Source organism: Vicinamibacterales bacterium, assembly GCA_036504215.1.
Lineage (GTDB): Bacteria > Acidobacteriota > Vicinamibacteria > Vicinamibacterales > Fen-181 > FEN-299.
In genome coordinates this window covers 1-11,201 of the sequence record DASXVO010000088.1, presented here as the reverse complement: position 1 = coordinate 11,201, position 11,201 = coordinate 1, and the positions used below count along the sequence as shown (strand labels likewise).

The window sequence follows — 11,201 nt, the reverse complement described above, 5'->3', positions numbered from 1 at the left end:
CGTTCGCGCACCCGACGGTCGAGCACTTCGCGCCGCTGTTCGTCACGCTCGGTGCCGCCGCCAGGCCGGACGACGCCCCGAAGACGACGATCGAGGGCTACTTCCTGGGCCTCTCGAAGCGCTCGATCGAGGCGGCGTAGTCGGGCGCCGAACCTCCGGTTCCGCATAGCCGGACCGGGTGATGGCGGCCGCCCGGGCGCACGACGATCCTTGCGCCATGCCCGCCGCCTGGTCAACCGAGCTCGAGCGCCTGCTCGCGGCCGAGCTCCGCGACGGCGCGATCGACGATCCCTTCCGCCCCGCGGTCCTCCGCTGGGCTGCGTCACGGAAGCGGCGGGCGGACCACGACGGGCTGCTCACGCGGCTCGAGGCGGCGCGGCCGGGCGGCCGAGGTCACCGACGGTTCCGCTGGCGAGCTCCGGTCGGCAGCTGGATCCCGCTCGAGCACCGGGTGCGGTGGCGGCCCGCCGAGGCCGAGCAGGCCGAGCGCCACGCGGGCGAGCACGCCGACCGGCTGTGGCTGCCGCCCGTCATGGTCGGGCACCTCGCGTGGCTCGCGGAGGTCGCCCGTGACCTGGACCCGATCCGCGCCGCGCGCGCCGCGGCCCTTCTCGATGAGGCGCTGCCCGGTGTCGAGGACATCATCGCCGGTGCTGTCGCCGGCACCGATCCCTGGGCCGACACGTTCCTCCTGTGGTCGTTCGTCCGCGAGCCGCAGGCGCTCAAGCCGATCCGTGGGCTGGTGACGGCGCTCGCGGCACGTTATGCGGCCCGCGTCGGCCGGACGCGCGGGATCGTGCGCGGCCGGACCTTCCCGTTCTTCGACCAGCCACTCGTGTCCGCCACGGCGCACCTGGCCTCCGCATCCGCGGCGCTCGGCGAGGGCATCGAGTGGGTCGATGAGCAGCTCGCCTTCCTCGAGGCCGAGCGCCGGCCCGATGGCGGCTGGGGCGATGCCGGCCAGCCCTCGGACATCCTGACGACGATCGCGGCTGCCGGCCTGTTGGGGTCGATCGACCCGTCGTTCGACCCGTGTTCCGTGCTCGAGCCGCTGCGCTCGATGGCAACCGCGTCCGGCCAGCGGCCGTCGCTCATGGGGCCGGAGTGGCCGTGGATCACCGCCGAGCTGGTGCGGCTCGCCCGGTGGGCGCCTCGCCCGTTCACGGAGCGCTTCCGCTGGCCCAACGTCCCGCAGTCGGCGATGGATCCGAGGGTCGGAGTGCCGCGGTTCGAGGGCTACCTCATGCTTGCCGACCTGTTCCGTGCGGTACCTGCGCTGGGACGTGGCCGTGTCGACGTCGCGTTCATCGACCTCGCCAACTTCGGTAAGTGGAACACCACGAACGGGATGCAGCTCGGCGACGACCTACTTGCCCTGCTCACCGCATACCTCCGGAAGGTCCCCGGTTCGCGCACGTTCCGTGACGGCGGGGACGAGTTCCTTGTCGTGGCCGCACCCGGTACCACCAACCTCGAGGCGACGCTCGTCGAGCACTGCGCGGGATGGCCGGCGGTGCAGCGCAAGGCATTGCCCGGTCTGGCCGTCGTGCCCCTGCGGGCCGCCATCGAGGAAGAGCCGGCAGACGACCTTCGTGCGGCGCGCGAACGACTGGGAGTCCACATCGGCGAGGTCAAGCGCCGCTTCAAGAAGCCGCCCGAGGAAGGCGTGGTCATCCGCTACGGCGTGTAGGCACGAGGCCGTCGCGACGGGCTTGCGTCGCCTCCGCTGAGCGATTATCGTGCTACTCGTGGATAGCACGTTCGCGCCGAGCCCGCACCGTGACGACGTTGGCCTGTGGGCCGGCCTCGCCGGCGACGGACGGCCGATGCTCGCGGCGGGGTCGCTCGCGCTGGTCATGGCGGGCGCGTTCGCGTGGTTCCTCGCGATCACCGACCAGCTCCTGCCGCACGACCTGGCATGGCTGTCGATCTCGCCCGCGACCCTGCGGGCCATCGCGGAAGGACGCCTCGTCCACTTCATGGGCCACGACCGGGCGGCGTTCGGCGGCACCCTCATCGCGATCGGCGTGCTGTACCTCTGGCTCATTGCCTTCCCGCTCGCCGACGGCGCCCGGTGGGCGTGGTGGACGCTCGCGGGGTCCGCCACCGTCGGGTTCGTCACGTTCCTCTCGTATCTCGGGACCGGCTACCTCGACACGTGGCACGGGATCGCGACGCTCGCGATCCTGCCGCTGTTCGCTGGTGGGCTGTGGCTGACGCGCCACGCACGCCTCGCCGACGCGGCGCCGGTCACCGGCGGGTCGCCGCCATCGGGCGATCGGGCACTGGACGGCCGCTGGCTGCTCCTGCTCACGGGCGCCGGGATGGTGGTCGCGGGCGCAGCGATCGCGACCATCGGCACGCTCGTCGTGTTCGTGCCCCAGGACATCGCGTTCATCGGCCTGGACCGTGGCGCCATCGACGCGATCGACCCGCGGCTGGTGCCGCTCATCGCGCACGACCGGTCCGGGTTCGGCGGCGGGCTCGCCACCACGGGGCTCGTCGTCCTGGCGGTGGTCCGCTACGGCCGCCCGTCAAAGGCGCTGTGGCAGGCGCTCGCGCTCGCGGGGATGGCAGGATTCGGGGCCGCGATCGGCGTCCACGGCATGATCGGGTACCTCGACGGGACCCACGTGGGGCCGGCGATCCTGGCTGCATGGCTGTTCGTCGCAGGGATGGTGCTCGTTCGGCCGTCGATGCTCGGCGCGGCGAGGGGATCGCCCGGCTCTTGACCGATGCCGACCGGTGTCCCACGCTCGACTGGTAGCGTCCGCCAGAGGGAGTGACCGGTGCGTCTGTTCCGCAGGACAAGGAAGCTCGACCCGAAGGCCTACGACCCGCGTCGCCCGCATCCCTACATCGATGCCACCGATGCCGGCACGGCGGGGATCGCCGCCAGCAGCCTCGGGATGCAGAGTGGCGTGTCGGGCGTCGCCAACATGGCCGTGACGGACCGCGTCGTGCACACGTTCGGCTGCGCCGTCCCCGGCTGTGGCAAGGCGGCGGCCGAGGACATCCACGCCCCTGCCGAGGAGTAGCCCGTCGCGACTGCTCGCGTGCAGCCTGCCGGTCATCCGATCGCGCCGGGCCTCCAGTCCGCGGCGACGACGGCAACGATGAGGGCCGCATCGATCGCGAACCCGAACACGATCCACGGTGTGAAGAACAGCGCGATCATCACGGCCGACAGGGCGGACGCGCCAACGACAACGGGCGCGAACCAGCCAGCGGGCGCGATGCCGACCACCGCGAGCGCGGCGACGGCATAGCCGGCGACGACCGCGCCCAGCAACACGAACCCGACGAGACGGGTTCCGGTCGCGTCGATGCCGAGCGGCGTCAGCAGCCAGGAGTGGTCGAGGTAGAACGGCCATGCCGGTGCGCCCGGCTTGGGCGCCGCCGGCTGCTGTGCGTAGCTCGCATGGACGCGTCCGTGCGCTGCGAGGAACAGGGCGACCACGATCGCGGGCAAGGTGTCCTCCGATGGTGCATCAGCGGCGCAGGCGGTGGCGACTCGAAGATCGCCTGTCGTGGGGGCCACGGGTCAGGTTCGGTCCGGCGCATCGCCGCCGCGTAGGGCCGAATGGGGCGACTCGCTGTCCCCTCGACCTGCGCCGGGATGCCGAACGGAACGCGGCCCAACGTGGGACACCACCCTGCGTCCCCCTACGCAGGCGACGCCAACGCGGCGCCTGACGTGCGCACCTGGTACGAGGGGGTCGCGGCTCCGCCTGCGATCGCCCAGAGGAACCAGCTGGAGTAGAACAGGCCAAAGACCCCGAACTCGATCCCGCCCGACGTGGCTCCGCCGCCGGCCGCGATCGTGCTGACGATCGACCACAACGCTGCCGGCCCGAGCGCCACCACCCATGGCTGTGTTTGACTGACGGGACCGTGACCGGTCGACAGGCGTCGCTCATCCGGTTGACGGTCGCCTGGGTCCATCCGGCCTGGCCGAGAGGAGCACCCGCCGCGGTCCGTCGTAGTCCACGAGAGGCACCCAGGCCGGCACCACCCAAGGCTGCGATGGCATCCGACCAGCGAGCGCGCGTCGGGCCCGCAGCGACAAGGATTCCGGAGGCGATCGCGCCGACCATCATCGGTGGCCACACACCTGCATCACTCGCCAGCATCACATCGGGTTCATCGTCGTCGACTCGGTCGCCATGGCGTGAGACGGTGAGCCGGAGGCCGCCGAGCAAGCGTCGCGGTTCTTTCAGGCGCGTAGTCGCAACGAGGATCTCGAGCGTCGGCTTCCGATCGAGTCCGGCCGTCGCCGTTCCCCTAGCTCCCTCGCCGCAGCGCGTTGCGTCCGTCGCGTGGGTACTGCCTGTGCCAACTGCGCTTACCTTGGAAGGCCGTGGTGATAGTTCCGGGCCGGCCGTGGATCGGACAGCGCTCCCGATCGGTACGCTGGCGATACGTCCGCTCCGGCTCTCGGACGCGTGCTAGTCCCGTCCCGTGACGTTGCCTTCCGCGTCGATCGCGGAGATCCCCGCGACACCGGCATAGGCCACCGCAAACAGCCGCGTCTCCACGACGGAGCGCGGGCCGATCCTGAGCGCCGAACCGTTCGCGATGGCCCGGAGCAGTCCACCGTCTGGGTAGCTGGACCACGGCTCCAGCGCGAAGTTGTAGTTGAGGCCATACCAGGGGTATCCCCGCATGCCCCCGAAGACGTGCCAGAACCAGAGGTGCGGGAACACCGCCGCGTCCCAGCGGAGGCCGAATCCCACGCGCCGGTCGGTGTTGGTCACGCCGTACCATCCCTCTGCGAACCCGGTCAGGCGGACCCAGTCGGAGATCCGGGCCTCCGGGCCCGGCACGGCGCTGAGGTCTCGGTCTCCGCCGTCCCTGCGCGGGGCGAGCGGCCAGACAAACGGGATGCCGTAGGCCAGCTCGCTGTCCGGCCACGGTTCGGCGCGGTCAGTCGTGCCGGTGCATGGCGGCAGGTCGATCCGGCACGAAGCGTCCAGAAATGGAGGCCCGAATGCAGGATGGTGTCCCCACATGACCTCCATTTCCTCGTCAGCCAGGTTAGTCACCCGCTCGTCGATCTGGAGGACTCCGGCGCCGGCCCTGAGGGTGACCACCTTCTCAAGGACGAACGGCGTCCGCATCGTTCGCAACGAGAGGCGGACGGACACCACGTCCGGCCGATCCTCGCGGACGTCCACGTCCCAGGTCGCCGCTAGCAGCTCCCCGTGGAACGGCAGCCTCGCGCCCTTGTAGAGCACGCTCTCGCCGCCGTTGGGAAAGCACTCCTGCCAACCGCCCTCGTAGAGGTCCACGAAGACGGACTCGTCCGTGCCGCGCGGGACGCTGTCGATTGGGGCGCGCCGGAGTCCGGTCTCCCGGTGCCACATGAAGTCAGTGTCGGACGGCTTGTGCAGGAAGCTCGTGATGTCACTTCCCTTGTCCACGACGATCTCGACGCGGACGATCTCGTTCTCGAGCGCGATCGTCCGGTAGCCGAGCGAGACATAGTCGTGGAGACGGGCGCCGTAATGGTGCCGGCTCACGGATCGATCTCCCGTGGTGCCCGCCCATGCCGGAGGGCACCCATGCGCGGAGTTGGCTACCCCTGGAGCTGCAGCCGGTACGCGGCCGCGGCGGTTCCGCCCATGACGAGCTCCCGCTCGGAGTCCGACAGTTCGCCGAGGGCATGCAGGGCGGCGGCATGCACCATGGAGTACGTCCCGGCGAGCTGGCACACGGGCCAGTCCGAGCCGAACATCAGCCGTTCGGGCCCAAACCACTCGAGGAGCCTCTGCACGTAGGGGCGGAGGTCATCCGGCCTCCAATCCTGCCAGTCCGCCTCGGTGATCATCCCCGACACCTTGACGAAGACGTTGGGGAAGTCGGCGAGCGGGCGCATGCGCGTCGCCCACGGCTCGATCTCGCGCTTCGCGATGTTCGGCTTGGCGATGTGGTCCACCACGAACCGGCCGTCGGGGATCGATGCGACGAGCCTCAGGGCCGACGGCAGTTCACGCGACCGCACCAGGATGTCGTACGCGAGGCCGGCGTCCAGCACGGCCTGCACGCCAAGTCGGACATCGCGGCGGCCAAGCCAGTCCGGGTCCGGTTCATCGTGCGCCTGGTGCCGGATCGACACCAACTTGTCTCCGTGGATCCGCGCCTGCAGGGCGCTGATCATGTCGCCGGCGGCCGGGTCAACGAGGTCGACCCAGCCCACCACGCCCGCCACGAAATCCGTGGTCGCCGCGGTTGCGAGGAACTCCTCCGTCTCGAGGAGTGACGGGATGGTCTGGACGACGACCGTCCGATCCACCCCGTTCTCTGCCAGCCATGGCCGGAGCTCGGCTGGCCCGTAACGGCCCCGGATAGGCGCGAGGTCATCCGTCATCCAGTAGTAGTCGAACCGCGCGTCCGACGTGTCCCAGAAGTGATGGTGGGCGTCGACTGTGATCGCCACCTTAGTTTCCGCTTCCTGCCACCAGCTCGAGACGCGGCGTGGGCGCTTCGGACGGCAGCAGGCCCTCGGCCTTGAGCTCCTCCCACAGGTCGTCGGGGATCGGCACCTGCATCATGGCGACCGTGTCCTCGAGGTGGCTGATCTTGCGCACGCCGGCCACGACTGCTACCACCGCGGGATGGCCGAATCCGAACTGGAGTGCTGCGGCACGAAGCGGCACGCGGTGGCGCTCGCAGACCGCCTTGATCGCCAAGGCCTTGTCGAGCCACGCCTTCGGGGCGGGGCCGTAGTCGAAGTGGGAGTCCGGGCTCGGGTTGGCCAGCAGGCCGCTGTTCATCGCCCCGCCGATCACGATGGCGATGTTCTTCTCGAGGCAGACCGGTAGGAGCTCGTCCAGGGCCGGCTGGTCCAGCAGGGTGTAGCGGCCGGCGCACATAAACGCGTCGAAGTCGCCCTCTCGTGCGAATCGCGCGAGCATCTCAGCTTGGTTCATCCCGGCGCCGATAGCGGTGACGACGCCTTGGCTCCGGAGGTCGGCGAGCGCGGGGAAGGCGCCGCCGATCGCCTGCTCCCAGTGGCTGTCGGGATCATGGATCCAGAGGATGTCGAAGCGGTCGAGACCCGTCCGCTCAAGGCTTTCCTCCACCGACCGCATCACGCCGTCACGGCTGTAATCGTAGACCGGCCGCACATCCGGAACGCCGCGGAAGTACCAGTCGTTGAGATCCTCGCCCTGAACCTTGTCCGAGGCGTCGATTCCGGTGATGGAGCCAAGGCGCTGCCAGTCCCTATCGAGGGATGGATCAGCCAGCACCTCCTCGAGGGGGTAGAGGAGCCGCCCCACCTTGGTGGAGACCACAAATTCGCCGCGGGGCTTGGCCTGCAGGAGGCGACCCATACGGGTCTCGCCCAGGCCGTACCCGTAGACCGGGGCCGCATCGTAGTAGCGGATCCCCATACCCCACGCGTGGTCGAGGGTGACGTGGGCGGTCTCGTCCGCGACAGCCTCATACATGCCCGCGAGGGACACCATACCGAGCCCCAGCCTGGGGATCTTCAGGCTCGTCCGGCCGAGCGGTGCGATCTCATACGGGTTGACAGGCACGGTCGTACCTCCGTCTTCTGGGCGCGCATATACACGCTTCTGGCTTGGTTGCCGGGGAGCCGCAGCCGGCGGAAGCCGCGGACGGCGAGCGCGGTCAATGGATGTGGCCCATGATCCGCTGGCTCATCTCGGCGTATTCGTGACTGTTCTCGATCTCGCCGGTGACCTGGCCGGCGCGCATCACGACGATCCGGTGGGCAAGCCGGACCATCTCGGGCATGTCGCTGGTGATGAGGATGATCGCCATGCCCTCACCGGCCAGCCTCCAGATCAGGTCGTGGAGGTTGGCCTTGGTGCGGACATCGATGCCCACGGTGGGTTCGTCGATGATCAGGATCTCGACGGACGCGGTCAGCCACTTCGCAAGGCTGACCTTCTGCTGGTTGCCGCCGCTCAGACTGCCCACGGAGGTGGCCAGGCTCGGCGTCTTGATCTCAAGGCTCGTAGTGAATGTCTCAACGGCGGTCCGTTCGCCCCGACCGCCGATCCAGCCCAAGGCGTTCTGGAGGCGGCGCCAGATCGTGATGCTGATGTTGCTCATGACCGAGTGAAGGAGGATGAGACCCTCCTCCTTCCGGTTCTCAGACACGTACCCGATCCGGTATCGGTCGAGCGCCTCGCCGGCGCTCCTGATGCTCACTGGCTCGCCGCGGACGAGGACCTGGCCCGACAGGACACGGTCGATGCCGATGATCGAGCGTGCGAGCTCACTGCGCCCGGCGCCGACCAGCCCGTAGAGCCCCAGGATCTCGCCACGCCGCACGGACAGGCTGATGTTGGCCCCCCCCGAGGAGGTCGTGACGTCGCGGAGCTCAAGAGCGACCTCGCCCGGGGCGGCCTGCTGGGCGGGCAGCTCGCGCACGACTTGAGCTCGTCCCACCATGAGCGTGATCAACGCGTCGCGGTCGATCTCGGAGGACGCGACCTTTGGGCCCGCGTTGCGCCCGTCCCGCAGCACCATGATCGTGTCGCAGAGCTCAAACACCTCCTCGAGCTTGTGGCTGACGAAGATGATCGCGACGCCCCTGGTCCGCAGGTCGCGCAGGATCGCGAACAGGACCTTCGTCTCGTGTGGCGTGAGCGACGCCGTGGGCTCGTCGAGAACGAGGATCCTGCCCTGACGTGAAATCGCCCTCGCGATCTCCACCAGCTGCATCTGCGCGACGCTCAGATCGCCGACCAGGGTCCGTGAATCGACGGACACATGAAGCAGGTCCAGCCACATTTGGGCCTCGCGGTGCACGATGTCGTAGTCGACGAGGCCGCCGCGCTTCGGGAGGGCCTCGAGCATGATGTTCTCGCCGACCGAGAAGCGCGGGATGAGATTGCGCTCCTGCGGAACGTGGGCGATGCCGGTCGCATGTGCCTCATGGGGAGATGCGAACGCGACCTCATGGCCCTCGATGAGGATGGAGCCCTCCTCCTGGCGGTACAGCCGGGTGAGGACCTTGATGAGGGTGCTCTTGCCGGCGCCGTTCTCCCCAAGCAGCGCCATGACCTCGCCCGCGTTGAGGATCAGCGAAACGCCGTCGAGCGCCTGCACGCCCGGGAACGCCTTGCGGATGTCGAGCATCTGCAGCAGCGGCGGCGCGCCAGGGCCTGACCCGTCGACAGCTGACGCCTCGACGATCGGAATGGCGTGCTCGGAGGCGCTCATCTCGCGTTCATCGTTCATGACGGTCTTCTCAGCTCGCTCTGGCCGAGGATCGGCCTAGGCTGCCCCGGATCCGGCTTCGGGTTGATTCGCTGCGCAGCAGCCCAATCCCAACGGCGGCCAGAATCAGGGTCCCCTGCAGCAACGTGACCCAATACGGATCGATCCGGTTGATCGCAAGCGCGTTGGTGATGAGCTCGAGGATCGCGACGCCGAACACCACGCCCATCACCGCGACCTTGCCGCCTTCCAGGGGAACGCCGCCAATGATCAGGGCAGCGAACGCCGGGAGCAGCCAGTCGCTGCCGATCGTCGGTGTGCCGTTGCCAAGTCGGGCCATCGTGAGCAGACCCGCGAGGGCGGCCAGGAACCCCGAAAGCACGTGGGCGGAGACGATGACCCGCTCCACCGGTACCCCGGTCATCTCCGAGGCCCGCGCATTGCCGCCGACCGCGAGGATGTTGCGCCCGAGGACGAGGCGGTGGAACAGCGTCGCCAGCACCAGCGCCACGACCACGGTCACGATCGCGGGATGCGGCAGGATCTCGGTCCGAGCCTGCCCCCACTCCACGAGCGTCGGGCTGATGTTGTAGTACGGGTTCGCGCTCGTCACCGCCATGTTCAGGCCCGTGTAGGCACTCGCCATGGCGAGCGTGATAACGAATGGGTTGATGCCGGTCTTGATCGTCAGGAAGCCGTTGATGAAGCCCATTAGCGCGCCTGCGGCCAGTCCGACAACGATCACCACCGGAAGCGGAACGCCGTACGACTCCATGAGACCAGCCATGATCACGGCGGAGAGACCGCCGGTTGCCCCCAGGGCGATGTTCATGCCGCCCGTAGCCACGACCACCATCTGTCCGTAGGCGACAACCACGGCCAGGGCGATGTTGAACATCAGCACGTAAATATTGAATCCGGCTGTGAACTGCTCGGTGAGGAGCGAGAGGCCCACCGCGACAGCGACGGTGATGAGGAGGAGCCCGGACCAGTCGGCATGGAGCTGTGCTCGCCGGACCCCGATCATGCCGCCACTCCAAGCCGGCTCCGCTCGACCGCCACGGTGCGGGCCCGATCGAGGATGACGGCAAAGAGCAGAACCAGGCCTGTGATGAGCTGCACCCAGAACCCCGGTACTGACAGCAGCGTCAGGCCGTTCTCGATGGTGCCGAGCAGGAGGCCTCCAATGAACGTGCCGACCACGTTGACGACCCCGCCGGACAGGAGCGTGCCCCCGATAGCCGGGGCGGCGAACGATGGAAGGAGCCAGTCGCCTCCTCCGGCGGTACCGATCGACGGGATGGCGGAGCCGATCCGCAGGACCAGCATCACGCCAGCCAGGCCGGCGAGAGCGCCAGAGAGCATGTGCGTGACGGTCACGATGCGGCCGACGGGGACACCCGAGACCCGAGCCGCCCGCGCGTTCGCGCCGGTGGCCAGCATCTGGCGCCCGAGCGTCGTTCCCCGATAGAGCAGGAACAGGAAGACGAGCGCGCCGATCATCATCAGGACCAGCGGCGAGACCAGCCCGAGCAGCTTGAGCCGTCCGAACTCCAGGAAGGCCGGGGGAAGATCCCGGAACGCCTCGACCTTCGTGGCGATGAACATCGCCCCCGAGAACACGCTCGCGGTGCCCAAGGTCACGATGAAGGCGTTGATCCCGGTGCGGACGATCACTGCCCCGTTCACCGCCCCGAGGAGACCGCCGAAGCCGACCGCGACCACGATGGCAACCGGCCATGGGATCCCGAGCCCTTGCATCAGCCACCCGAGGAACATGGCCACGACGCCTCCGATGGCGCCTATCGAGAGGTTCATCTGGCCGATAGCGATGACAACCATCTGCGAGAACCCGACAACCACCGCGATCGACACCAGGCGTCCCACGGAGTAGACGTTGAACTCCGACACAAATCCGTCCGTAAACGCCGCGAACACGACCCAGGACGCCAGGACGATAGCGAGCAGGCCGAACCGGTCCCAGATCCTGACGAGATTCGTTC

11 protein-coding genes are annotated in these 11,201 nt (G+C 68.8%); 3 read left to right on the top strand and 8 right to left on the bottom strand.

Annotated features, from left to right (window positions below; genetic code table 11):
- The first annotated feature begins 217 nt into the window (after positions 1 to 217).
- The 3 genes from VGK32_23605 to VGK32_23595 are packed head-to-tail and all read left to right on the top strand — an operon-like array spanning position 218 to position 3,038.
- Complete coding sequence (locus VGK32_23605; GenBank protein ID HEY3384759.1) at positions 218 to 1,690, top strand: hypothetical protein; 1,473 nt, start codon at positions 218 to 220, stop codon at positions 1,688 to 1,690.
- Between the two features lie 49 nt (positions 1,691 to 1,739).
- Positions 1,740 to 2,732, top strand: coding sequence for a hypothetical protein (locus VGK32_23600; protein HEY3384758.1), 993 nt, complete (start codon positions 1,740 to 1,742; stop codon positions 2,730 to 2,732).
- 57 nt (positions 2,733 to 2,789) lie between these two features.
- A complete protein-coding gene (locus VGK32_23595) occupies positions 2,790 to 3,038 on the top strand; it encodes a hypothetical protein (protein HEY3384757.1) in 249 nt (82 codons plus the stop codon).
- A gap of 32 nt (positions 3,039 to 3,070) precedes the next feature.
- Here VGK32_23595 and VGK32_23590 read toward each other — a convergent pair whose 3' ends face one another.
- The 8 genes from VGK32_23590 to VGK32_23555 all read right to left on the bottom strand — a co-directional run.
- Positions 3,071 to 3,472 carry a hypothetical protein gene (locus VGK32_23590; protein HEY3384756.1) on the bottom strand — a complete coding sequence of 134 codons (402 nt, stop codon included), beginning with the start codon at positions 3,470 to 3,472 and terminating at the stop codon, positions 3,071 to 3,073.
- Between the two features lie 194 nt (positions 3,473 to 3,666).
- On the bottom strand, positions 3,667 to 3,945 hold the full coding sequence (locus tag VGK32_23585) for a hypothetical protein (GenBank protein ID HEY3384755.1): 279 nt from the start codon (positions 3,943 to 3,945) through the stop codon (positions 3,667 to 3,669).
- Positions 3,946 to 4,448: 503 nt separating this feature from the next.
- Positions 4,449 to 5,522, bottom strand: coding sequence for an aldose 1-epimerase (locus tag VGK32_23580; GenBank protein HEY3384754.1), 1,074 nt, complete (start codon positions 5,520 to 5,522; stop codon positions 4,449 to 4,451).
- Positions 5,523 to 5,578: 56 nt separating this feature from the next.
- Positions 5,579 to 6,439: an amidohydrolase family protein gene (locus VGK32_23575; GenBank protein ID HEY3384753.1), complete on the bottom strand. Its 861-nt coding sequence runs from the start codon at positions 6,437 to 6,439 to the stop codon at positions 5,579 to 5,581.
- 1 nt (position 6,440) lies between these two features.
- The gene (locus VGK32_23570) at positions 6,441 to 7,544 is read right to left on the bottom strand and encodes an aldo/keto reductase (protein ID HEY3384752.1); all 1,104 of its coding nucleotides are present in this window, start codon (positions 7,542 to 7,544) and stop codon (positions 6,441 to 6,443) included.
- A 94-nt stretch (positions 7,545 to 7,638) separates the two neighbouring features.
- Positions 7,639 to 9,219 (bottom strand): sugar ABC transporter ATP-binding protein, encoded by a 1,581-nt coding sequence (locus VGK32_23565; GenBank protein ID HEY3384751.1) that lies wholly within the window; start codon positions 9,217 to 9,219, stop codon positions 7,639 to 7,641.
- Between the two features lie 10 nt (positions 9,220 to 9,229).
- Positions 9,230 to 10,225 (bottom strand): ABC transporter permease, encoded by a 996-nt coding sequence (locus tag VGK32_23560; GenBank protein HEY3384750.1) that lies wholly within the window; start codon positions 10,223 to 10,225, stop codon positions 9,230 to 9,232.
- Positions 10,222 to 11,201, bottom strand: a 980-nt coding sequence (locus VGK32_23555; protein ID HEY3384749.1) for an ABC transporter permease, incomplete at its 5' end; no start/stop codon positions are given. The genes VGK32_23555 and VGK32_23560, both read right to left, overlap by 4 nt.

What these genes read in the sequence shown, in the direction of transcription:
- VGK32_23605 (HEY3384759.1), top strand. Translation starts at nt 218, where the DNA reads ATGCCCGCCGCCTGGTCAACCGAGCTCGAGCGCCTGCTCGCGGCCGAG.
- VGK32_23585 (HEY3384755.1), bottom strand. Translation starts at nt 3,945, where the DNA reads ATGGACCCAGGCGACCGTCAACCGGATGAGCGACGCCTGTCGACCGGT.
- VGK32_23565 (HEY3384751.1), bottom strand. Translation starts at nt 9,219, where the DNA reads ATGAACGATGAACGCGAGATGAGCGCCTCCGAGCACGCCATTCCGATC.
- VGK32_23560 (HEY3384750.1), bottom strand. Translation starts at nt 10,225, where the DNA reads ATGATCGGGGTCCGGCGAGCACAGCTCCATGCCGACTGGTCCGGGCTC.